The organism is Oerskovia sp. NPDC057915 (assembly GCF_042887685.1).
In the GTDB taxonomy this organism is placed as follows: domain Bacteria; phylum Actinomycetota; class Actinomycetes; order Actinomycetales; family Cellulomonadaceae; genus Oerskovia.
This window is the reverse complement of sequence record NZ_JBHVOS010000027.1, coordinates 39315-61031: the sequence shown is the minus strand read 5'-3', so window position 1 is coordinate 61031 and position 21717 is coordinate 39315. Positions and strand designations below refer to the sequence as shown.

Annotated in this window: 16 protein-coding genes; 8 read left to right on the top strand and 8 right to left on the bottom strand. The window is 72.9% G+C overall.

Translation table 11 applies throughout. The features are described 5' to 3' along the window. Window positions 1–166 precede the first annotated feature (166 nt). Window positions 167–976, top strand: a complete 810-nt coding sequence (locus tag ACFVQ3_RS16585) for an electron transfer flavoprotein subunit beta/FixA family protein (RefSeq protein ID WP_387641308.1) — start codon at window positions 167–169, stop codon at window positions 974–976. Window positions 977–984: 8 nt separating this feature from the next. Continuing rightward, on the top strand, window positions 985–1965 hold the full coding sequence (locus ACFVQ3_RS16580) for an electron transfer flavoprotein subunit alpha/FixB family protein (RefSeq protein WP_387641329.1): 981 nt from the start codon (window positions 985–987) through the stop codon (window positions 1963–1965). Window positions 1966–2148: 183 nt separating this feature from the next. Here the strand turns inward: ACFVQ3_RS16580 and ACFVQ3_RS16575 are convergent, their stop codons facing one another. After that, complete coding sequence (locus ACFVQ3_RS16575; RefSeq protein WP_387641305.1) at window positions 2149–3222, bottom strand: phosphotransferase family protein; 1074 nt, start codon at window positions 3220–3222, stop codon at window positions 2149–2151. 258 nt (window positions 3223–3480) lie between these two features. Between ACFVQ3_RS16575 and ACFVQ3_RS16570 the strand changes: the two genes are divergently transcribed. Both ACFVQ3_RS16570 and mnmA read left to right on the top strand, forming a co-directional pair. Continuing rightward, entirely contained in the window at window positions 3481–4752 is a 1272-nt protein-coding gene (locus ACFVQ3_RS16570; RefSeq protein WP_387641302.1) for a cysteine desulfurase family protein, read from the top strand. Beyond that, window positions 4749–6005, top strand: coding sequence for a tRNA 2-thiouridine(34) synthase MnmA (gene mnmA / locus ACFVQ3_RS16565; RefSeq protein ID WP_387641299.1), 1257 nt, complete (start codon window positions 4749–4751; stop codon window positions 6003–6005). The genes ACFVQ3_RS16570 and mnmA overlap by 4 nt, the downstream gene beginning before the upstream one ends. Window positions 6006–6027: 22 nt before the next feature. On the opposite strand, the gene ACFVQ3_RS16560 is transcribed toward mnmA, so the two are convergent. Continuing rightward, window positions 6028–6588: an ester cyclase gene (locus ACFVQ3_RS16560; RefSeq protein ID WP_387641296.1), complete on the bottom strand. Its 561-nt coding sequence runs from the start codon at window positions 6586–6588 to the stop codon at window positions 6028–6030. Window positions 6589–6805: 217 nt separating this feature from the next. On the opposite strand from ACFVQ3_RS16560, the gene ACFVQ3_RS16555 reads away from it, so the two are divergent. After that, window positions 6806–7870 carry a hypothetical protein gene (locus tag ACFVQ3_RS16555; RefSeq protein ID WP_387641293.1) on the top strand — a complete coding sequence of 355 codons (1065 nt, stop codon included), beginning with the start codon at window positions 6806–6808 and terminating at the stop codon, window positions 7868–7870. Window positions 7871–7884: 14 nt separating this feature from the next. Here the strand turns inward: ACFVQ3_RS16555 and ACFVQ3_RS16550 are convergent, their stop codons facing one another. The 5 genes from ACFVQ3_RS16550 to ACFVQ3_RS16530 are packed head-to-tail and all read right to left on the bottom strand — an operon-like array spanning window position 7885 to window position 12767. After that, window positions 7885–8562: a response regulator gene (locus ACFVQ3_RS16550; protein WP_387641290.1), complete on the bottom strand. Its 678-nt coding sequence runs from the start codon at window positions 8560–8562 to the stop codon at window positions 7885–7887. Further along, on the bottom strand, window positions 8559–10025 hold the full coding sequence (locus tag ACFVQ3_RS16545) for a sensor histidine kinase (RefSeq protein ID WP_387641287.1): 1467 nt from the start codon (window positions 10023–10025) through the stop codon (window positions 8559–8561). The genes ACFVQ3_RS16550 and ACFVQ3_RS16545 overlap by 4 nt, the downstream gene beginning before the upstream one ends. Window positions 10026–10080: 55 nt before the next feature. Further along, window positions 10081–10920 carry a hypothetical protein gene (locus ACFVQ3_RS16540; RefSeq protein ID WP_387641283.1) on the bottom strand — a complete coding sequence of 280 codons (840 nt, stop codon included), beginning with the start codon at window positions 10918–10920 and terminating at the stop codon, window positions 10081–10083. 12 nt (window positions 10921–10932) lie between these two features. Further along, window positions 10933–11820 carry an ABC transporter permease subunit gene (locus ACFVQ3_RS16535; protein WP_387641281.1) on the bottom strand — a complete coding sequence of 296 codons (888 nt, stop codon included), beginning with the start codon at window positions 11818–11820 and terminating at the stop codon, window positions 10933–10935. Continuing rightward, complete coding sequence (locus tag ACFVQ3_RS16530; protein WP_387641279.1) at window positions 11817–12767, bottom strand: ABC transporter ATP-binding protein; 951 nt, start codon at window positions 12765–12767, stop codon at window positions 11817–11819. Before ACFVQ3_RS16530 ends, ACFVQ3_RS16535 begins: the two co-directional genes overlap by 4 nt. Window positions 12768–13073: 306 nt before the next feature. On the opposite strand from ACFVQ3_RS16530, the gene ACFVQ3_RS16525 reads away from it, so the two are divergent. Both ACFVQ3_RS16525 and ACFVQ3_RS16520 read left to right on the top strand, forming a co-directional pair. Beyond that, on the top strand, window positions 13074–13814 hold the full coding sequence (locus ACFVQ3_RS16525) for an HAD family hydrolase (RefSeq protein ID WP_387641276.1): 741 nt from the start codon (window positions 13074–13076) through the stop codon (window positions 13812–13814). Further along, window positions 13814–16291 (top strand): glycoside hydrolase family 65 protein, encoded by a 2478-nt coding sequence (locus ACFVQ3_RS16520; protein ID WP_387641273.1) that lies wholly within the window; start codon window positions 13814–13816, stop codon window positions 16289–16291. Before ACFVQ3_RS16525 ends, ACFVQ3_RS16520 begins: the two co-directional genes overlap by 1 nt. Before the next feature lie 183 nt (window positions 16292–16474). Here ACFVQ3_RS16520 and ACFVQ3_RS16515 read toward each other — a convergent pair whose 3' ends face one another. After that, entirely contained in the window at window positions 16475–18652 is a 2178-nt protein-coding gene (locus tag ACFVQ3_RS16515; RefSeq protein WP_387641270.1) for a prolyl oligopeptidase family protein, read from the bottom strand. Between the two features lie 186 nt (window positions 18653–18838). Here ACFVQ3_RS16515 and adhE point away from each other — a divergent pair, with 186 nt between their 5' ends. Continuing rightward, window positions 18839–21568 (top strand): bifunctional acetaldehyde-CoA/alcohol dehydrogenase, encoded by a 2730-nt coding sequence (adhE, locus tag ACFVQ3_RS16510; protein WP_387641268.1) that lies wholly within the window; start codon window positions 18839–18841, stop codon window positions 21566–21568. Window positions 21569–21717 lie beyond the last annotated feature (149 nt).

Here is a 21717-nt window from a genome sequence, read left to right as displayed (position 1 = left end):
CCCGCACGTGGACGGCTTGTGCTCACCAGGTGGTCGTACGCGAGATCTCACCCGGTTGCGCGGCGCTGCCCGGTAGGGTTTCGCCTGTGCCACACCTTCCACGAAGGGCTGTGGCGTGCGGGTACCACCCGGGTCCACCGTCGTCCCAACCACGGAGCACATCACGATGAGGATCGTCGTCGCCGTCAAGTACGTTCCCGATATCCATGCCGACCGGCGGTTCGACGCCGGGCGAGTGGTGCGATCGTCCGAGGAGGGGACCCTCAACGAGCTCGACGAGAACGCCATCGAGGCCGCGCTGCGCATCGTCGAGTCGCTGCCGGAGGCCGAGCAGGAGACCTCCGAGGTCGTCGTCCTGACCATGGCCGGCCCCGAGGCCGACACCGCGATCCGCAAGGCCTACCAGATGGGCGTCGGTCGTGGCGTGCGCGTGAGCGACGAGGCGCTCGCGGGCTCGGACTACTTCGGGACGGTCGCCACGCTCGCCGCGGCGATCCGTGCGATCGAGGAGGAGGGGCCGGTCGACCTCGTCCTCACCGGCATGGCGGCCCTCGACGGGCTGGGTTCCGTGGTCCCCGTGCTGCTCGCGGCCGAGCTCGACCTGCCGCAGCTCACGCTCGCGGGCAAGCTCGAGGTGGACGTCCAGGCCCGCACGGCCCAGGTCACGCGCGAGCTGGACGACGCGCTCGAGGTGCTCTCGGCCCCGCTGCCCGCCGTGGTCAGCGTGACCGACCACGCCAACTGGCCGCGGTTCCCCAACTTCAAGCTCATCATGGCCGCGCGGACGCAGCCGATCGAGGTCTGGGACCTCGCGACGCTGGGGCTCGACCCCGCGACCGTGGGCGACGCCGGCGCCCGCACCCGCGTCCTCGCCGCCACGCCGCGCCCGCCGCGCCCCGAGGTCGAGGTCGTCGTCGACAAGGGCGAGGGCGGCCGCGCGCTGGCCGAGTTCCTCATCCGTAACGACCTGGTCTGAGAGGGAACATCGTGACCACCAACGTCCTCGTCCTGCTCGACTCCCCGGAGACGCAGCTGCGCTCCGCAGCCCTCGAGCTCCTGACCATCGCCCGCAGCCTCGGTCGCCCCAAGGCCGTGACGCTCGGCAGCCCGAGCGTCACGACGCTCGCCCAGCTCGGTGCCTACGGCGTCGACACGGTCCTGCAGGCCGAGCTGCCCACGTCCGTGAGCAAGGACGCCGCGCACCTCACGGCCGTCGTCTCGGCGACCCTCGTGACCGCGGTGCGCCGCGCGAACGCGGACGTCGTGCTGCTCTCGGCGACGTTCCCCAACAAGGAGGCCGCTGCTCGCCTGGCGTACGCGCTGGGGGCCGGCCTCGTGATCGACGCGGCGGCCGTCCGCGCCGAGGACGGCAAGGCCGTGGGCTACAAGCGGGTCTTCGCGGGCTCGTGGGACACCTCGTGCGAGGTCGTCACCGAGCAGGCCGTGTTCACGGTCCGCGCCAACTCCGTCGTCCCCGAGCCCGCCGAGTCGTCGGTCCAGACCGAGGTCATCGGGTTCCCCGTCGAGGTGCCTGCGTCGGCGACGAACGTCACGGTCGTGTCCCGCGAGGAGAAGCCGGTCGTCGAGGGCGGGCGTCCCGCGCTCGCCGAGGCCGCGACGGTGGTCGCGGGCGGCCGTGGCACCGACGGCGACTTCGGGCCGATCGAGGAGCTCGCCGACGTGCTCGGTGCGGCCGTCGGTGCGACGCGCGACGCTGTCTACGAGGGCTGGTTCGACACGTTCATCGGCCAGACGGGCGTGACGATCGCGCCGCGCCTGTACATCGGCGCCGGGATCTCCGGGGCCCCGCACCACCGCGGCGGCATGCAGGCCTCGCAGGTCATCGTGGCCGTCAACAACGACTCCGACAGCCCGCTGTTCGAGATCGCGGACTTCGCGGTCGTGGGAGACCTCGCCGAGGTCCTGCCCCAGGCCGCGCAGGTCCTGCGGGAGCACAAGGGCTGACACCCCCCGAACGCTCTGACGAACGCCCCGGCGGGCTCGGCCCGCCGGGGCGTTCGCCTGTCCGGCTGCCGCTGCCGTGGCACGCGTCGTGACCTGCCCGACGGCGTCACGTCCCAGCCGTGCCGGCTCACCCGCCGGGTGCGAGGGTCCCGACGGATCCGCTGCGCCAGGTGGCGGAACGGGTCAGAGGCCCAGGTGCTCGAGCCAGGCGAGGGCCGAGACGGCCTGTCCCAGGGCCGTGGTCGGGCGGCACGGGTCGGACCGGGGAGCAGGCTTGCGCGCGACGTCCAGGCTGAAGCCCGCGAACCCGCCGACGATGGACCGCAGGTCACCGGGGTGCACCTCGGCGCCGAGCGGGTGGTCGTCGAACACGGCCGTGAGCCAGGCCCCTGCCCGCTCGGCGTCGTCCCAGGTCACCGTGGGCGAGCTGCCGTCGCCCGGCACGGACACCTCCGGCGGGTCGAAGATCCCGTCGACGCCCTGCGCTCCGACCGTCACGAGCAGGTGCGCGAGGTCCAGCCACCCGGCCCCGCGCATCGCGTAGGGCCAGTCGAGGACGTAGACCGAGTCGTCCGTGACGGTGAGGTTCCGGGCACGCATGTCGCCGTGGACGATCGACTCGCCCTCGCACGCGACGAGCACGCCCAGCTCGAGCTCGGCGAGCGAGGAGAGCCTGCGAGCGGCCCACGGTGCGACCGTGGACAGGTGGTCGGGAGGATCGCGCAGGATGCGACCCCACCCGATCGAGGCGGACGCGAGCTGGGGCCCGGCGGGCGGCAGCGACATCTGTCGGGCTCCGGGGATGCGTGCCAGGTCGTCGAGCGTGTCGAGGACGCGTGCGAGGACCGCGGGGTCCCAGGGGGTCTCGGGCGGGTAGCCGTCGATGGCCTCGTAGGCGAGCACGATCCAGTCGCCGTCGCCGTGGCCCCACAGGAAGCGCGGGGTGGGGACCGCTGCGGGCAGGCGGGTCGCGATGCGTGCCTCGGTGCGGTGCAGGTCGGCGCACTCCCGGGCGTCTCGTGTGCGGGCCGCCTTGAGGAAGACCTGCTCGCCCGTCGACAGGCGCAGCAGCGACCCCATCCCGGGCCGGAAGCCGCTCACGACGCTGATCTCCTCGACGACGTGGGCCTCCATCGTGGCCTCGATCTCGTCGCGGAGGTCGCGAGGGAGCGCCGCCCACCGCAGGCGGTCGCTCGCGTGGGCACGCGGGTCCTGCGGTGAGAGGACCACGCGGGTGGTCGCGACGTCGTCGGGCATGGGGCAGAACGCTCGCACGGGGTGAGGAGGGACGGGAGGGAGCACTGTCGAGGTGTCGCCGTTCACGGGCGGACCCCGGCCGCGCGACGTGGCGCGGCGGGCTGGTGGCGAGGGTCCGAAGGGCGATCGAGCATCTGTCAAGATATCGGGTTTTCCTGTGCTGTCCAGCAATGCTCCACAGATCTCACGGCCCTCGTCCGCACCGTGGCGGCGGCAGCCCGCGAATACCTTCGTAGACTGGACGACTGTGATCGCCTCATGACCGCCACGCCCGCCGAGCCCTCGCACGGCGCCTACCTCGACCACGCCGCCACGACGCCCATGTCGCCGGCCGCGCTCGAGGCCTTCGTCGCGGAGCTCACCCAGACCGGCAACCCCTCGTCGCTGCACGCGGCGGGCCGGGCCGCGCGCCGCGTCGTCGAGGAGTCGCGCGAGGCCGTCGCGGCTGCGCTCGGCGCACGCCCGAGCGAGGTGATCTTCACGGCGGGAGGCACCGAGTCGGACAACCTCGCGATCAAGGGACTGTTCTGGGGGCGGCGCACCACCGAGCCGCACCGTCGGCGGATCCTGGTCTCGGCCGTCGAGCACCACGCGGTGCTCGACCCCGCCTTCTGGATGGCCGAGCACACGGGCGCGGAGATCGTCCTGCTGCCCGTCGACGACGCGGGTCGGCTCAACCTCGACGCGCTGCGCGCCGAGCTCGCCGCCAAGGGCGACGAGGTCGCGCTCATCTCGGTCATGTGGGCGAACAACGAGGTCGGCACGATCCAGCCGGTCCAGGAGGTCGTCCAGATCGCGCGCCCGTACGGCATCCCCGTGCACTCCGACGCCGTGCAGGCCGTCGGGCAGGTGCCCGTGGACTTCGCCGCGAGCGGCCTCGACGCCCTGACCCTCACGGGCCACAAGCTCGGGGGGCCCATGGGTGTGGGCGCCCTGGTCGCGAAGCGCGGCCTGCCCCTGACACCGGTGCTGCACGGCGGCGGGCAGGAGCGCGGCGTGCGCTCGGGCACGCTCGACACGCCCGCCATCCGTGCGTTCGCGGTCGCGGTGGCCGAGGCCGTCGCGGGCCGCGCCGAGCGTGCCGCGCACCTCGCGTCGCTGCGCGACGACCTGGTCCGCGGCGTGCGTGCCGCCGTGCCCGACGCCATGCTGCGCGGCCCCGACCCGCTCACGGACCCGTCGCTGCGCCTCCCCGGCAACGCGCACTTCACGTTCCCCGGTTCCGAGGGCGACTCGCTGCTGTACCTGCTCGACTCGGCGGGCGTCCAGACGTCCACGGGTTCCGCGTGCCAGGCCGGCGTGCCGCAGCCCTCGCACGTCCTGCTCGCGATGGGGGTCTCCGAGGAGGACGCGCGCGGTGCGCTGCGGTTCTCGCTCGGGGCCACCTCGACGCCCGACGACGTCGCGCGCCTCCTCGACGCCCTGCCGCAGGTCGTGGCCCGGGCGCAGGCAGCGGGGCTCGCGTCCTCGGCCCGGCCCGGGGTGAGCCCGAGGACGCGCCCGGCCGCCACGACAGGGAGGTCCGCATGAGAGTCCTGGCAGCGATGTCCGGCGGGGTCGACTCCGCCGTCGCGGCGGCCCTGGCCGTCGAGGCCGGCCACGAGGTGGTCGGGGTGCACATGGCCCTGTCGCGCAACCGCGAGCAGTTCCGTGCGGGCTCGCGCGGCTGCTGCTCGATCGAGGACGCGGGAGACGCGCGCCGCGCCGCCGACGTGCTGGGCATCCCGTACTACGTGTGGGACCTCTCGGAGCGCTTCGAGGACACGGTCGTCGCGGACTTCCTGTCCGAGTACGAGGCCGGGCGCACACCCAACCCGTGCGTGCGCTGCAACGAGCACATCAAGTTCGAGGCGCTGCTCGACAAGGCCACCGCGCTGGGCTTCGACGCGGTCGCGACGGGGCACTACGCGCAGGTCCTCACGCGCGAGGTCACCGTCCCCGGGCCCGACGGCGAGGCGGTGACGCGCACGGTCCGCGAGCTGCACCGCTCGCCCAACGACGCCAAGGACCAGTCGTACGTGCTCGCGGTCATGGGCCAGGAGCGGCTGGCCCGGTCGATCTTCCCGCTCGGCGGCTTCGCGTCCAAGGACGAGGTCCGGGCCGAGGCCGAGCGGCGCGGCCTGTCGGTCTCGAACAAGCCCGACTCCTACGACATCTGCTTCGTGTCCGACGGCGACACGCAGGGCTTCCTCAAGGCGCGCCTGGGCGCGCGCACGGGCGACATCGTCGACACCGAGGGCGAGGTCCTGGGCGAGCACGAGGGCGCGTACGCGTTCACGGTCGGCCAGCGCAAGGGCCTGTCGCTGGGGCGCCCGGCCGCGGACGGCAGGCCGCGCTACGTGCTCGAGGTCGAGCCGGTCTCCAACCGGGTCGTCGTGGGGCCGGCCGAGCTGCTCACGGTCGACCGCATCGAGGGGGACCGCTCGGTGTGGCTCGCGGACGACGTCCTCGCGGCCGCGGGGTGGGAGCCCGCCCTCGCGGGGTCGGTGCCCGACGGTGCGGCGTCCGGTCGGGTGACCGGCTGGTTCGACGCGTCCGTCCAGGTGCGCGCCCACGGGGCGCCGGTCCCCGCGCGGGTGCGTGCCGTCGTCGGGCAGGCGGACGGCGGGTCGGCACCCGGTGCTGCCGACGGCGCCCGCACCGAGGTCGAGCTCACGGGCGAGACGCTGCGCGGCGTCGCCGCAGGGCAGTCGCTCGTCGTGTACCAGGGCACGCGCGTGATCGGGCAGTCGACCGTGCAGCGCGCCTACCGGGCGCAGCGCGCGGCGAGCGCCGCCCGCTGACCGGTCCCCGGCCGTGCGCCCGTCACACCGCGACAGGGACGCTGCTCCCCACCGCGGCGCCGGGCTGCGTCGCGGCGAGCACCGCGCTCGTCGGGACCACGGGGTGCTCGCTGAGCTCGCGCACGAGCCACGCGTCGTCGCGCACCGCCCAGTGCTCGGCCTCGCGCCCGTCCACGAAGCGCAGCATGTGCATCTCCCGGACCGTGAAGTGACGGCCCGTGGGGGCCAGGCCCCGGAAGTAGCCCGTGTGCCGGGCGCTGAACGCGACGTGCAGCGCCACCAGGTCGCCCTCGGCGACCGCGTGCAGCACCTCGACGTGCTGGTCGGAGAACGCGTCCGAGAACCAGTGCATGGTCGCGACCAGCCCCTCGATGCCGCCCGAGCAGCCGGGCGCCGGGTCGTGGTTGTGGAAGTCGGCGGCGACGAGCGCCGCGAGCGCCTCGGCGTGGTTCCCGGGGATGGCCTGGGTGTGCACCGCGATCGCGGCCGCCTTGTTGGTCGCACCGGCGGGTGTCGTGGCCGCCTCGTGGTGCTGGTCGCCGGGAAGGGTGGTCCCGGTCGCCTCGTGCCTGCTGCTGCTCATGTCCGCCTCGCTCGTCCGGCGGGGTCGGTCCAGCGGCCACCGCGTCGTCACGGTCTGTGGTGCATACTCATCAGCCTTCACTCGGAGAGAGGGACACCGCAAGAGTTCGTGCGGGTGATGCTCGGGTGAGTTCTCCGGGGAGCGTCAGGGGAGTTGGTGGACGGGCCCGACCATCGGGCCGGTCCTGGAGCACGTCGAACAGCAAGGAGAACTGGACATGACGTCAGTCAGCGGCCACGGGCCGTGGCCCGGCGGCGAGGGCACCGACGTCCTCGAGGCGCAGCAGACGGTCTTCGGGGACCTCGCCGAGGTCCCCACGGGCGTGACGCCCGTCCCGTTCCTCGTGCGCCTGCCCCAGCGAGGTCCGGGGGCCGACGGCGTGGGCCGCACCGCGACCCTGCTCGCGGACCTGCCCGTCGAGATCGGGCCGCACGGGTGGAAGCTCGCGGACCGCCCCGGCATGGACGAGCGCAGGGCGCGGGCCTTCCTCCGGGACGACCTCGGGGCGCTCGCGATCGCCGGGCACGGGTACGTCGGGCCGCTCGCGGTGTCGGTCGTGGGGCCGTGGACGCTCGCGGCCGAGCTGTACCTCGCACGCGGCGACCGGGTCCTCGCCGACCAGGGCGCGCGGGCCGACCTGGCGTCCTCGCTCGCCGTCGGGGTGCGGGCGCACCTCGACGAGGTGCGTCGGCAGGTACCCGGGGCCGAGCTCGTGGTGCAGGTCTCCGAGCCGCTGCTCGGGCAGATCAACGCGGGCGTCCTGCCCACGTTCTCCGGGTACTCCCGCCTGCGACCGGTCGAGGGGCCCGCCATCGTGGAGGGGCTCGAGACGGTCCTGGACGCGGTGCGGGATGCGGGTGCGCGCAGCGTCGTGCACGTGGGACCCGCGTGGGTGGGGATCGCCCCCGTCGTCCTCGCCGGGGCCGACGCCGTGGGTCTCGACCTCGCGGCCCGGGCCGACGGCTGGGACGAGAAGGGCTGGGAGCTGGTCGCCCGTGCGGTCGAGCGTGACGTCGGGGTCTGGGCGGGGCTGCCGCCCGCGAAGGTCTCGCAGTGCTCGGGACCGAACCTCGGCGAGCTCGCGTCGCTCGTGACCGTCCCGTGGCGCCGGATCGGTCTCCCGGCCTCGGGGCTCGACGACGTCACTCTCCTCGCCGCTGCGCGCCCGGGGGGAGTGGGGCTCGGGTCCGGCCGACGGCTCGGGAGCATCGACGAGAACCGCGCGGCGCTGGGGAACCTGGGGCGGGTCGCGGAGATGCTCGCGGAGCGGGCGCAGGACTGAGGGTCGGGCGCGCGTCAGCGCCCCTGCCCGACGAGCCCGCTCTCGTAGGCGACGATCACGGCCTGCACGCGGTCGCGGACCCCGAGCTTGGCGAGCATGTTCCCGACGTGGGTCTTGACCGTGGTCGCCGAGAGGACCAGCCGCTCGGCGATCTCGGCGTTGGACAGGCCCTCCGCGACGCACCGCAGGACGTCGAGCTCGCGGGGCGTGAGCGTGCGCAGCGCCGGGTTCAGGTCGTCCGCGCTCGCCGCGGCGGTCGCGCCCGTGGGCAGGTGCGGGGCGAAGAGGTCGAGCAGGCGGCGCACGATCCGCGGGGCGACGATCGAGCTGCCCGCCGCCACGGTACGGATCGCGGCGACGAGCTCGGCCGGCAGGGCGTTCTTGAGCAGGAAGCCGCTGGCACCCGAGCGCAGCGCCGCGAACGCGTACTCGTCGACGTCGAACGTGGTCAGGACGAGCACCCGGGTCGCGGGGTGCTCCGCGACGATGCGGCGTGTGGCCTCGATGCCGCCCATGCCCGGCATGCGGATGTCCATGACCACGACGTCAGGGGCCAGGGCCGCGGTCTGGGCGATAGCGACCTGGCCGTCGGAGGCCTCACCGACGACCTCGAGGTCGGGCTCGGACTCGATCACGAGGCGGAACCCCAGGCGCAGGAGCGCCTGGTCGTCCACGAGCAGCACCGTCGTCATCGCTGTCGTCCGTCCGATCTGTCGGTCCCGCCGGGTCCCGTGCCCTGGTCCGGTGCCGCTGCCGGTGCCGGTGCCGGGCGTCGGTCGTCGGACGGCAGCACGAGGTGCACGCGCCATCCTCCACCGGGTCGGGGGCCGACCTCGACGTGCCCCCCGAGGAGCGCGGCGCGTTCCCGCATGCCGAGGATGCCCCGCCCCGAGCCGCCACCGCTCCCCGGGCGGGTGCCGCCGTCGTCGAGCACCTCGACCTCGAGACCCCGCGGGCCGCGTCGCACGGCGACCTCGGCACGCGGGGTGCCCGGGGCGTGCCGGAGCACGTTGGTCAACGCCTCCGTCACGACGCGGGCGACCGCCAGCCGCAGCGTGGTGTCCTGGGGGAGCTCGATGTCGAGCCCCCGCACGCCCACCGGGACGCCCGCGGACCGGAAGCGTCCGACGATCGTCGCGAGGTCGGTGGCGACAGGCTCCGCTCCGCCTCCTGCCGCGTCGGCGCTCTCGCCGGGGTCGAGCGCGCCGAGGACGCCCTGCATGTCGGACAGCGCGCCCCGCCCCGTCCGGGAGAGCTCGCGCAACGCCTCGCGCGAGCGTTCGGGGGCCCGGTCGAGCGCGGCCCCTGCGCCGTCGGACAGGGCCACCATGACCGACACGTTGTGCGCGACGACGTCGTGCATCTCGCGCGCGATCCGCGCACGCTCGGCGGCACGCGCGAGCGCGGCGCTCTGGTCGCGCTCACGGGCCATCGCCGCGTAGCGCTCCACGAGGTCGTGCGCGTGCTGGCGCCTGGCACGCGCCACCGCGCCGGTCGCGACGCCCAGGAGCAGGAGCCCGAGGAGCAGGAGCACCGAGAACGTCCGGCGGCCCGCGGAGAACGGTGGCGCCGGGAGCCGTCGGCCGGGCTCGTCGATCGAGGCCAGAGCGGGGTCGCTCCACAGGAGGAGCTCCGCGAGGCCGATGTCCTGCCAGTGCCAGAGGGCGACCGTGACGACGAGGAACACCGTGGCGCACGTGATCCAGGTCGTGCGCGGTGGTCGCGTGGCCGCGACCGTGCAGAGCGCGCACGCGAGGCACGCCCCGAGGACGCCCAGCACTCCCGCGGTGGCGAGCGAGCCGAGGGCCAGGACGGTGAGCGCGCCCGTGACCACCAGCGGCGACGCTCGCCGCACCACCAGGAGCACGGCTCCCAGGACGGACCCCGCCCACCAGACGGCCGAGACCAGGCGGGCTGCGGACGCCCCTGGCAGGAAGAGACCCAGGCCGGTCGACCCGTGGACCGTCATGCGCGCCATCTCGGTCGTCACCAGACCGAGCAGCAGCACGCCGAGAGCGAGGGCGAGGTCCGCGACCCACGGACGAGCCGCGACGAGGTGCCCGATCGGTCCGACGTGCAGCGCCTGGGTCTCGGTCAGGACGGACGGGACGGTCGACGCGGGGGTCGGCGGAGCGACCGCGCGCGGGGTGGGCATGGACCCCACTGTCCCACCGATCGTCCGGTCCGAGGGCCCTGCCTCCCGGTGCGGGTCAGGAGAGGTCATGGCGACGCAGGCGGTAGAACGCTGCCGCGAGGAGCGCGACGACCCACACGAGGAGGACCAGGCCACCGCCCCACGTGCCGAGGTCCGGACCGACGCTCGTGGCGTCCAGCGCCGCGGCCTGGGCGTCGCCCTGGACCAGTCGAGCACCGGCCGCCGGCAGGAGCGCCCGGAGGGTGTCCGTGAACCGGCCCGGGTTCGTGGCGAGGAACTGGTCGAGGACGAGGAGCAGCATGACCGCCGTGACGAGCGCGCCGGTGGCTCGACGCACGAGCGCGCCGATCCCGAGCCCGAGCAGCGCGACGCCCGTCTGGTGGAGCACGTAGCCCGCGAGCAGACGCACGGTCTCGGCGTCGGTGACGTCGACGACGAGCCCGGCGTCTGCCCGCTGCCCCGACGTGACGAGGAGCGAGGCGCCGACCGCGGCGGCTGCGACGACGGCCCCCCACCCGGCCGTGACCACGGCCTGGCCACCGAGGACCGGAAGGCGTCGGGGGACGGCCGTGAACGTGGCCCGGAAGGTTCCCGTCGCGTGCTCACCCGTGCCGACCAGCACGCCCAGGACGAGCGGGCCGAGCTGGGCGAGCACGTGGCCCGTGACCGCGAGCGACGCCCCGCTCCCGGCGTCACCCGGTCGGACCAACAGGCCCAGGCCGAAGGCGAGCCCGGCCGCCGCGACGACGGTGGCCGCCGCGAGCCAGGCGGTCGAGCGAAGGCTCGTGATCTTGGTCCACTCGGCTGCGAGCACGCGGGGGATCGTGGGGCCCCGGTCGCTCCCGGGCTCGGGAGCCGTGGTGCGGTCCGCGGCCCGGTCGAGAAGGTGGCTCATCGCTCGTCCTCCTCAGACCACGTCGCGGGCGCGCAGGCGGACCGCGGCGACCGCGAGCGGGACCAGGACCCAGCCGACGAGCACGAGCGCGCCACCCCAGGGGCCGAGGTCCGGGGCGCCCTCGATGCCGCTGCCTCCCGGTCCCCGCACGAGGAGGTCGGCCGCGCCGCTGGGGAGGAACGTCACCACGGTGTTCACGAGGGACTGCTGCGACGACACGGTGCCCTCCGCCGGGGACATCGGGTCGGTCGCCAGGTCGGAGCCCAGCGAGAGGACGACGGGCAGGACGAGCACCAGGACGACCGCGAGCGCGACGGCGGGGACCGGGCTGCGCAGCAGCGCACCGACCGCCAGGCCGAGCAGCGCCATCGCGACGAGGAACGCCGCCATCCCGACCAGGACCTGCGGGGTCCCGTCGCCGGTCAGGTCCAGCGGGATGCCGCGAGAGGACGCCGCCGGCACCAGCGCCACGACGGCGGCAACCACGGAAGCGGCCGCGACCACGAGCGCGGACGCGCCGACCGCGACCACCTGCGCGGCGAGCACGGGCAGCCGCCGGGGGACGGCCGTGAACGTCGAGCGGAACGTGCCCGTGGTGAAATCACCGGTCCCGACGAGGATGCCCAGGACCAGCGGACCGACCTGGGCGAGCAGGAGCCCCGCCGTGAGCGAGTCGAGCGGGACGAACCCCGGGTCGACCGACGAGGCGTTCGCGGCCAGGTACGTCAGCGCCCACGACACCACGACCGTCGCGACCGCGATCACCGCCGTGGACCGCAGGCTCGTGAGCTTGGTCCACTCCGAGGCGACGACTCGGGGGAAGGTCGGGCCGCGGCGGACCGCGGGCCCGCCCGTCCGTGCGCCGGCGCCCCCCGCGGGCGACGTGGTGAGGGCGCTCATCGGACCCCTCCGGCCGACGTGCCGGTCGCCGCGCCGTCGGGGCTGCCGCCCCGGTACTGGACGGCGTCGGCGGTGAGGTGCAGGTAGGCGTCCTCGAGCGAGCCGCCCTCGGTCGCGAGCTCCAGGACCGTCGCGCCGCAGCGTGCGGCGGTCGCGCCGACCTCGTCGACGGACGCCCCCCGGACGGTCAGCACCCCGTCCTCGTGCGGCACCACGTCGGCACCGAGGCCGACGACGGCCTTCGTGAGCAGGTCGGGATCGGTCGTGCGGACGCGGACCGTGCTCGCGCGTTCGGAGCGTCGGACGAGCTCGGTCACCGTGGCGTCGGCGAGCAGCCGACCCTTGCCGATGACGACGACCCGGTCCGCGCACAGCGAGAGCTCGTGCATCAGGTGCGAGGAGAGGAAGACCGTGCGGCCCTCGGACGCCAGGCTCCGGACGAGCCCGCGCACCCACAGGACCCCGTCGGGGTCGAGGCCGTTGACCGGTTCGTCGAGGATCAGGGTCTCGGGGTCGCCGAGGAGGGCACCAGCGATCCCGAGACGCTGCCCCATGCCCAACGAGTACGTCCCGGCCCTGCGCCCGGCGACGGACTCGAGCCCGGTCGTCGCGATCACCTCGTCCACGCGTGAACGGGAGACGCCGTGGGTCCGGGCCTGCGCGAGGAGGTGTCGGAACGCCGAGCGCCCGGGGTGGACCGAGCGCGCGTCGAGCATGACGCCGACGGCGTGCAGCGGCGCGGGCAGGTCGGCATACCGGCGGCCGCCGACCGTCGCGGTGCCCGACGTGGGACGTTCGAGCCCGACGATCATCCGCATGGTCGTCGACTTCCCGGCACCGTTCGGGCCGAGAAAGCCCGTCACCGTCCCGGGGCGAGCCGTGAACGTCAGCCCGTCCACGGCCGTCGTGGCCCCGTAGCGCTTCGTCAGCGCCTCCACCTGGATCATGCGTCTCCTGTCGTCGTCGGGCGGCCTGGTCGGCGCGTGCCCGGTCCGTCGTCGACGCTACGGAGGTGGCCCGTGACCCCAGCACCTCCCGACGGCCGAGATCTGCTGCGGACGCTCCTCCTCCGGAAGGAGGAGGCAGGTGGTCCCCCGGAAGGGAGCGCCGCCTGGGGCAGGGCGCCGGTCGCGGTGCTCACGCGCCGTGCGCACCTCCCCGTTTTCGCCGTGACGCCCCCTGGTGCGTAGGCTCGGAGGGAGGTGCCGAACTCGCGGCGCTCCCTCGTCCGTCCACTCTCCCGAAGGAGCGCGATGCCCGCTCTGCACGCCGTCCTCTTCGACCTCGACGGGGTCCTCACGCCCACCGCCGAGGTCCACATGCGCGCCTGGGAACGCCTGTTCGCGCCGCTGTGCGCGGAACGTGGGGTCGCGCCGTACACGTCGGCGGACTACTTCGCGCACATCGACGGCAAGCCCCGCTTCGACGGGGTCGCGACGATGCTCGCCTCACGCGGGATCGAGCTGCCGTGGGGCACGATCGACGACGCCCCCGGCGAGGGCACGGTCTGTGCGCTGGGCAACAAGAAGAACGAGATCGTCAACGCGATGTTCGTCGAGGAGGGCATCGACCCGTACCCGGGCTCGATCGCGTTCCTCGACGCCGTGACCGCGGCCGGGGCGCTCGTCGCGGTCGTCTCGTCGTCGCGCAACGCCCCGTCGGTCCTCGCGGCCGCGGGGATCGCGGACCGCTTCGAGGTCGTCGTGGACGGCGCCGTCGCGGCCGCGCAGGGCCTCGCGGGCAAGCCGTCACCTGCGACCTACGAGTACGCCGCCCGGCTCCTGGACGTCCCGACGACCGCTGCGATCGTGATCGAGGACGCGATCTCGGGCGTCCAGGCGGGAGCGGCCGGTGACTTCGGGCTCGTCGTCGGGGTGGACCGAGGGGTCGGGGCCGACGTCCTGACCGAGCACGGCGCCGACGTGGTCGTCACCGACCTGGGTGAGCTCGACGCGACGGTCCTGGACCGCGCGGCGCGCGAGGGGGCACTCTGATGGGCGGGTTCGAGCACGGGTTCGACGGCACCGTCGACCGCAGCCGCTTCCCGGCAGACCCGTGGCGGCTCACCGAGAACCGCTACTCCGCGCACGACCTCGGGGTCACCGAGACCCTCTTCTCGGTCGGCAACGGGTACCTCGGCATGCGGGGCAACGTCGAGGAGGGGCGCGAGTCCCACACGCAGGGCACGTTCATCAACGGCTTCCACGAGACGTGGCGCATCCACCACGCCGAGGAGGCGTACGGGTTCGCCGAGGTCGGGCAGACCATCGTCAACGTCCCGGACGTCAAGATCATCCGCCTCTACGTCGACGACGAGCCGCTGCTGCTTCCCGTCGCGGACCTCGTCTCCTACGAGCGGTCGCTCGACATGGCCGACGGCGTGCTGCGCCGCGAGATCCTGTGGCGCACGCCGTCGGGCAAGCGTGTCCTGGTGAAGTCCGAGCGCATGGTCTCGTTCGTCGAGCGGCACCTGGCCGTCATCACGTTCGAGGTCACGATGCTCGACGACCCGGCGCCCATCGCGATCTCGTCCCAGATCCTCAACCGGCAGGACGGCCAGGACGAGTACCACGTCCCGTCGGCCGCCATGGGGCTGGGGTTCGACCCCCGCAAGGCCAACCAGTTCACCGAGCGGGTCCTGCAGCCGCAGGCCCAGTGGGGTGACGACCAGCGCCTCGTGCTGTCCTACCGCTGCACCAACTCGGGCATGACGATCGCGGTCGCCGCGGACGACGAGCTGGTCACGGAGAACACCCACGAGGTGCGCACCCAGGTGGACGAGGACCTGGCCAAGCACGTCTACCGGATCCAGGCCGAGCCCGGCAAGCCGGTCCGGCTCACCAAGACCGTGGCCTACCACACGTCCCGCGGGGTGCCCGCGCGCGAGCTCATCGACCGCTGTCGTCGCACGCTCGACCGCGTGCGCGAGGAGGGCGTCGCGTTCCAGCACGCCGAGCAGCGCGAGTTCCTCGACGAGTTCTGGTCGCGCTCCGACGTCGAGATCCCGGGGCAGCCCGAGATCCAGCAGGCCGTGCGGTGGAACATCTACCAGCTCGCGCAGGCCACGGCCCGCGCCGAGGGCAACGGCGTCCCCGCCAAGGGCCTCACGGGGTCGGGATACGGCGGTCACTACTTCTGGGACACCGAGATCTACGTGCTGCCGTTCCTGACGTACACGAGCCCGCGGTACGCGCGCAACGCGCTGCGCTTCCGGTACCAGATGCTCGACGCCGCCCGCCGCCGCGCAGGTCAGCTCTCGCAGGAGGGCGCGCTGTTCCCGTGGCGCACGATCAACGGCGAGGAGGCCTCGGCCTACTACGCCGCGGGCACCGCGCAGTACCACATCGACGCCGACGTCACCTATGCCCTCATGCAGTACGTGCGGGCGACGGGAGACCAGGACTTCCTGGAGCGCGAGGGCGTCGACATCCTCGTGGAGACCGCGCGCATGTGGGCCGACCTCGGCTTCTGGCGGGCCAACGGCGACGACCACTTCCACATCCACGGCGTCACGGGGCCCGACGAGTACACGACGGTCGTCAACGACAACCTCTTCACCAACGTCATGGCCCGCTTCAACCTGCGCGTGGCGGCCGAGACCCTCGACGCCATGCGCCTCGACGCACCGCACGAGTACGAGCGGCTCCGGATCCGGCTCGGCGTCTCGGCGGAGGAGACGGCCGAGTGGTCCCACGCGGCCGAGCGCATGTCGATCCCGTACGCCGAGCACCTGGGCATCCACCCGCAGGACTCGCACTTCCTGGAGCGCGAGATCTGGAACCTCGCGGCGACCCCCGCGAACAAGCGGCCCCTGCTGCTGCACTACCACCCGCTCGTCATCTACCGCTACCAGGTGCTCAAGCAGGCGGACGTCGTCCTCGCGCTGTTCCTCCAGGGGGCCGAGTTCACGCCCGAGGAGAAGCTGGCCGACTTCGAGTACTACGACCCGTTGACCACGGGGGACTCGACGCTCTCGGGAGTGGTCCAGTCGATCATCGCGGCCGAGGTCGGGTACCACGAGCTCGCGCTCGAGTACTTCACGTCGTCGTTGCTGGTCGACCTGGAGAACCGCCACGCCAACGCGTCCGACGGCGTGCACGTCGCCTCGGCGGGCGGGACGTGGTCGGCGCTGGCGTTCGGGTTCGGCGGCATGCGCGACGACTGCGGCCGGATCAGCTTCGACCCGCGCCTGCCGCAGGAGTGGGAGTCGCTGACGTTCCGCGTGTCCCTGCGCGGGGCCCGGCTCAAGGTCACGGTCACGGCCGACGCGATCACGTTCGTGTGCGAGACGGGCGAGAGCGCCGAGGTGCTGGTGCGCGGCGAGACCGTGCGCGTCGGTGCCGGCGAGCCCGTGACGGTGGCCCTCGACGGGCAGGGGCCCGTCCGCCAGGGCGTGCCGAGCCTGCGCGACCTGACCGGCAACCGGCGCGAGGACGGGACGCTCATCACGGCGACGGTGCCGCACTCGTAGGTCGCCGGTCACTGATCGCCGGCCGCCGCGCCGACGGAGCGCACGCACGCACGCCGAGAGGGCGGGTTCCCCGGGGAAACCGCCCTCTCGGCGTGCGTGCGTCCTGCGTGCGACCTGCCCGGGGTCAGCCGAGCTGCTCCCGCAGGTCGGCGTGCGTGCGTCCTGCGTGCGACCTGCCCGGGGTCAGCCGAGCTGCTCCCGCAGGAAGCGGTAGTGGATCGCCGCCATGTGGGCGGCCTGGGCGTTGTTCGCGGAGCCGCCGTGGCCGCCCTCGACGTTCTCGTAGTACGTCACGTCCTTGCCGGCTGCGAGCATCTTCGCGGCGAGCTTGCGCGCGTGCCCGGGGTGGACCCGGTCGTCCTTGGTCGACGTCGTGAAGAGCACGGGCGGGTACTCGCGGTCGGCGTCGAACAGGTGGTAGGGCGAGAACGTCCTGATGAACTCCCACTGCTCGGGGTCGTCCGGGTCGCCGTACTCGGCGGCCCACGACGCCCCCGCGAGCAGGTGCGTGTAGCGCAGCATGTCGAGCAGCGGGACGCCCACGATCACGGCGCCGAAGAGCTCGGGGTACTGCGTGAGCATGTTGCCTGCGAGGAGCCCGCCGTTCGAGCGCCCCTCCATGCCGAGGTGCTCGGGGGTCGTGATGCCGCGGGCCACGAGGTCACGAGCGACGGCCGCGAAGTCCTCGTAGGCCTTGTGGCGCTTGGCCTTGAGGGCTGCCTGGTGCCAGGCCGGGCCGTACTCGCCGCCACCGCGGATGTTCGCGACGACGTACACGCCGCCGTCGGCGAGCCAGGCCCGTCCGAGCCCGCCCGAGTAGCCCGGGGTCAGCGAGACCTCGAAGCCGCCGTAGCCGTACAGCAGCGTGGGTGCGGCGCCCACGGGGGCGGCGTCGGTCCCGGCGACCGAGCCGGCCCCCGGGCGGACGAGGTCCTCCCGCCCGACGACGAAGTACGGGACGCGCGTGCCGTCGTCGGACACCGCGAAGTGCTGGTCGATGACCAGGCCCTGCGCGTCGAAGAACGCGGGGCTCGACTTGAGGACCTCGGGGGCGGTGCCCGCCCCGACCGACAGGAGCGAGAGCGTCGAGGGCGTGAGGTAGTCGGTCGTGACGAGCCAGACGTCGTCGCTCTCCTCGGAGTCGACCGCGCCCACGACGACCGTGCCGATGGTCGGCAGGCCGGGCAGCTCGCTGCGGGGCCATCCACGGTCCTGCGCGTCGGCGTCCGCCCCCGTGCCCGAGGGGGGCGGCGTCAGCACGTGGAGGCGGTTCTTGACGTCCTCCAGGACGTTGACCACGAGGTGGTGCGCGGTCCACGTGGCGCCGGCGAGCGACGTCGTGGGCGTGGGCTCGAACAGGACGGTGAAGTCGCGCGACCCCGCGAGGAAGTCCTCGAAGCGGGCCGCGAGCAGCGACCCCGCGAGGTATGTCGCGCCGCCGACCGCCCAGTCGTCGCGCAGCTCGACGAGCATCCACTCACGCTTGACGCCGACCTCGGCCGAGCGGGGGACGTCGATCTTGACGAGGTGCTCGTCGGGGGTGCCCGCGTCCTGGACGAGGTAGGTCTCGGAGTCGTAGAACGCGATCGAGCGGCCCACGAAGTCGCGCTCGAAGCCGGGGGAGTGGGTGCGCCAGCCGAAGATGTACATGTCCTCGGGCTCGCCCTCGTACACGACCGTGGCCTCGGCGAGCGGGGTGCCGCGGCGCCAGCGCTTGACGATCCGGGGGTACCCCGAGGGGGTCATCGAGCCCGGTCCGAAGTCGGTGTAGACGTAGACGGTCTCGGCGTCGATCCAGCCGAGCCCGCCCTTGGACTCCTCGCGGTGGAACCCGCCGTCCTCGGGGGCGACGAACTGCTTCGTGACGAGGTCGAACTCGCGGGTCACGTCGGCGTCGGAGCCGCCGGGGGACAGGTCGACGAGGGCGTGGCGCCACTCGCCGCCGGGGGCGGGGCGCAGGACGCTCGCACCGTGCCAGACCCAGCTCTGGCCCTCGGCCTCGCCCAGGGCGTCGAGGTCGAGCACGAGCTCCCACTCGGGGTGGTCGGTGCGGTACGAGTCGAGCGTCGTGCGGCGCCAGACGCCGCGCTCGTGCTGCGCGTCGCGCCAGAAGTTGTAGTAGTGCTCGCCGATCTTCGAGACGTCGGGGATCTTGTCGTCGGAGTCGAGGACCTCGCGGATCGCCTGCTCGGTCGCGGTGAACTCGCTCGTGGCCTCGATCGTCGCGGCGGTCTCGGCGTTGCGGCCCTGGACCCAGGTGAGCGCCTCGCGGCCCTCGACCTCTTCGAGCCACAGGTACGGGTCGTGCGGCGTGGTCGGCTGTCCGGCGGGCGTGTCGGTCACGACGTTCTCAGCGCTCATGCGAACACACTAGGCGACCGATCCGCGGGGCCGGGCATGCATAGATCCGTGCGGGAGCGGCGCGCGCGAGGTGCGTTCCGGGTCACGCCCTGCTGCCACTTGCATCTATCCGTACCTTGTGAAATCATTCACAAGCAAGGGAAAGACACACGCAGACCCGGCCGCTCGGGTCACTGGAGGAGCAACGTGAGCAGCACGAGCAAGGCCCCCGTCAAGGCCCCCGCCGGAGTCACCGAGATCGACGCCCTCGTCGACCGTGGCCTCAAGGCGCTCAAGCAGTACGACGCCTTCACCCAGGAGGACATCGACCGCATCGTGAAGAAGGCGTCCGTCGCGGCGCTCCACGAGCACGGCCGCCTCGCGCAGCTCGCGGTCGAGGAGACCGGGCGCGGCGTCTTCGAGGACAAGGCCACCAAGAACATCTTCGCGTGCGAGCACGTGCCGAACTCGATGGCCAACCTCAAGACGGTCGGCGTCATCGGGCGCGACGAGCTCACGGGCATCGTCGAGATCGCCGAGCCGGTCGGCGTGGTCGCGGGCATCACCCCGGTCACCAACCCGACCTCGACCGCGATCTTCAAGTCGCTCATCGCGCTCAAGACGCGCAACCCCATCATCTTCGCGTTCCACCCCAGCGCCCAGAAGTGCTCGGTCGCCGCAGCCCGCATCGTGCGGGACGCCGCCGTGGCCGAGGGCGCGCCCGAGGACTGCATCCAGTGGGTCGAGCAGCCCTCGCTCGAGGCGACCTCGGCGCTCATGAACAACGACGGCGTCTCGCTGATCCTCGCCACCGGCGGCAACGCGATGGTCCGCGCCGCCTACTCGGCCGGCAAGCCGGCCCTCGGCGTCGGTGCGGGCAACGTCCCCGCCTACATCGAGAAGACCGCCAAGCTCGGCCGTGCCGTCAACGACGTGGTCCTGTCCAAGGGCTTCGACAACGGCATGGTGTGCGCCTCGGAGCAGGCCGTCATCCTCGACACCGAGATCTACGACGCGGCCCTGGCCGAGTTCGCCCACATGCACGCCTACCTCGCGAACCCCGAGGAGAAGGCGATGCTCGAGCGCTTCATCTTCGGCGTCGAGGCGGGCGGCGCGAACTGTGCCGGTGCCAAGCTCAACGCCTCGATCGTCGGCAAGAGCCCCCAGTGGATCGCGGAGCAGGCAGGCTTCTCGGTCCCCGACGGCACGTCGATCATCCTCGCGGAGTGCAGCCAGGTCGGCCCCGCCGAGCCCCTGACGCGCGAGAAGCTCAGCCCCGTCCTCGCGGTGCTGCGTGCCGAGTCGACCGACCACGGCATCTCGCTCGCCGAGCAGATGGTGGAGTTCGACGGCCTGGGCCACTCGGGTGCGATCCACACCGAGGACAAGGCCATCGCGGAGGAGTTCGGCCAGCGCGTCAAGGCCGTCCGCATCCTCTGGAACCAGCCGTCGGCGCTGGGCGGCATCGGTGACATCTACAACGCTCTGATCCCGTCGCTGACCCTCGGTTGCGGCTCCTACGGGCACAACTCGGTGTCGAACAACGTGTCGGCCGTCAACCTCGTCAACGTCAAGCGGATCGGACGTCGTAACAACAACATGCAGTGGTTCAAGATCCCGCCGAAGACGTACTTCGAGCCGAACTCGATCCAGTACCTGGCCCAGATGCCCGACGTCGAGCGCGTCACCATCGTCACGGACAAGGTCATGAGCCAGATCGGGATCGTCGACAAGGTCCTCGACGTCCTGGGGCGCCGCCCGAACAAGGTCTCGATCCAGATCATGGACCAGGTCGAGCCCGAGCCGAGCGTCGAGACGGTCGAGAAGGGCGCGGAGATGATGCGCGACTTCAAGCCCGACACGATCGTCGCGATCGGCGGCGGGTCGCCCATGGACGCCGCGAAGGTCATGTGGCTCAAGTACGAGCACCCGGAGATGGCGTTCTCGGACCTGCGCGAGAAGTTCTTCGACGTCCGCAAGCGCGCGTTCAAGTTCCCCACCCTGGGTGACCTGGCCAAGCTGGTCTGCATCCCGACGTCGTCGGGCACGGGCTCGGAGGTCACGCCGTTCGCGGTCATCACGGACCACGCGACCGGGTACAAGTACCCCCTCGCCGACTACGCGCTGACCCCGTCGGTCGCGATCATCGACCCGGTCCTGACCGCGACGATGCCCGCGAAGCTCGCGGCGGACTCGGGCTTCGACGCCCTGACGCACGCGACCGAGGCCTACGTGTCGGTCTACGCGAACGACTTCACGGACGGTCTGGCGCTGCACGCGATCAAGCTGGTCTTCGAGCACATCGAGGCCTCCGTCACGCAGGGCGCGGCTGCCCCCGAGGCCCGCGAGAAGATGCACAACGCGGCCACGATCGCCGGCATGGCGTTCGGCTCCGCGTTCCTCGGGATCGTCCACGCGATGGCCCACACGGTCGGCTCGACGTTCGGTCTGGTCCACGGCCGCACGAACGCGATCTTCCTGCCGCACGCGATCCGCTACAACGGGCAGATCCCGACCAAGGTCACGGGCTGGCCCAAGGCGGAGAAGTACATCGCGCACGAGCGTTACCAGCAGATCGCCAAGCACCTGGGCCTCCCGGCCTCGACGCCCGAGCAGGCCGTCGAGTCCTACGCCCGGGCCGTCGAGGAGCTGCGCGCCAAGGTCGGGATCGAGCGCTCGTTCCAGGAGCAGGGCGTCTCGGAGCGCGAGTTCATCGGAGGCCTCGACGCCCTGTCGATGCGGGCCTACGAGGACCAGTGCGCCCCCGCGAACCCGCGTCTGCCGATGCTCGAGGACATGAAGGACATCATGGTCGCGGCGTACTACGGCACGAGCCGCGAAGAGGTCCGCGCCGAGCGCAAGGCCACCGAGGAGGTAGCCCGCAAGACCGCCGAGAAGAAGGCCGCGGCCCCTGCCGCGGGCCAGTCCTCGAAGTGATCTGGGCACCGGCGTCCGGGGAGCAGCCCGGACGCCGGTAGCCCGTACGACGACCCGAGCGGTACGGGTCACGGTCGGGTGGCGCGTCCTGCCGGGTGGCGCCACCCATCCCGGGCCCGAGGCATCCCCCTTGGCCTCGGTCCCGCTCG

Excerpts from the sequence above, each read along its gene's own strand:
- ACFVQ3_RS16550 (WP_387641290.1), bottom strand. The coding sequence starts at position 8,562 with ATGACGACGGTGCTGCTCGTGGACGACCAGGCGCTCCTGCGCCTGGGG.
- ACFVQ3_RS16535 (WP_387641281.1), bottom strand. The coding sequence starts at position 11,820 with ATGAGCGCCCTCACCACGTCGCCCGCGGGGGGCGCCGGCGCACGGACG.
- ACFVQ3_RS16525 (WP_387641276.1), top strand. The coding sequence starts at position 13,074 with ATGCCCGCTCTGCACGCCGTCCTCTTCGACCTCGACGGGGTCCTCACG.
- ACFVQ3_RS16555 (WP_387641293.1), top strand. The coding sequence starts at position 6,806 with ATGACGTCAGTCAGCGGCCACGGGCCGTGGCCCGGCGGCGAGGGCACC.
- ACFVQ3_RS16560 (WP_387641296.1), bottom strand. The coding sequence starts at position 6,588 with ATGAGCAGCAGCAGGCACGAGGCGACCGGGACCACCCTTCCCGGCGAC.
- ACFVQ3_RS16530 (WP_387641279.1), bottom strand. The coding sequence starts at position 12,767 with ATGATCCAGGTGGAGGCGCTGACGAAGCGCTACGGGGCCACGACGGCC.
- mnmA (WP_387641299.1), top strand. The coding sequence starts at position 4,749 with ATGAGAGTCCTGGCAGCGATGTCCGGCGGGGTCGACTCCGCCGTCGCG.
- ACFVQ3_RS16570 (WP_387641302.1), top strand. The coding sequence starts at position 3,481 with ATGACCGCCACGCCCGCCGAGCCCTCGCACGGCGCCTACCTCGACCAC.
- ACFVQ3_RS16520 (WP_387641273.1), top strand. The coding sequence starts at position 13,814 with ATGGGCGGGTTCGAGCACGGGTTCGACGGCACCGTCGACCGCAGCCGC.
- ACFVQ3_RS16515 (WP_387641270.1), bottom strand. The coding sequence starts at position 18,652 with ATGAGCGCTGAGAACGTCGTGACCGACACGCCCGCCGGACAGCCGACC.
- ACFVQ3_RS16575 (WP_387641305.1), bottom strand. The coding sequence starts at position 3,222 with ATGCCCGACGACGTCGCGACCACCCGCGTGGTCCTCTCACCGCAGGAC.
- ACFVQ3_RS16540 (WP_387641283.1), bottom strand. The coding sequence starts at position 10,920 with ATGAGCCACCTTCTCGACCGGGCCGCGGACCGCACCACGGCTCCCGAG.
- ACFVQ3_RS16585 (WP_387641308.1), top strand. The coding sequence starts at position 167 with ATGAGGATCGTCGTCGCCGTCAAGTACGTTCCCGATATCCATGCCGAC.
- ACFVQ3_RS16545 (WP_387641287.1), bottom strand. The coding sequence starts at position 10,025 with ATGCCCACCCCGCGCGCGGTCGCTCCGCCGACCCCCGCGTCGACCGTC.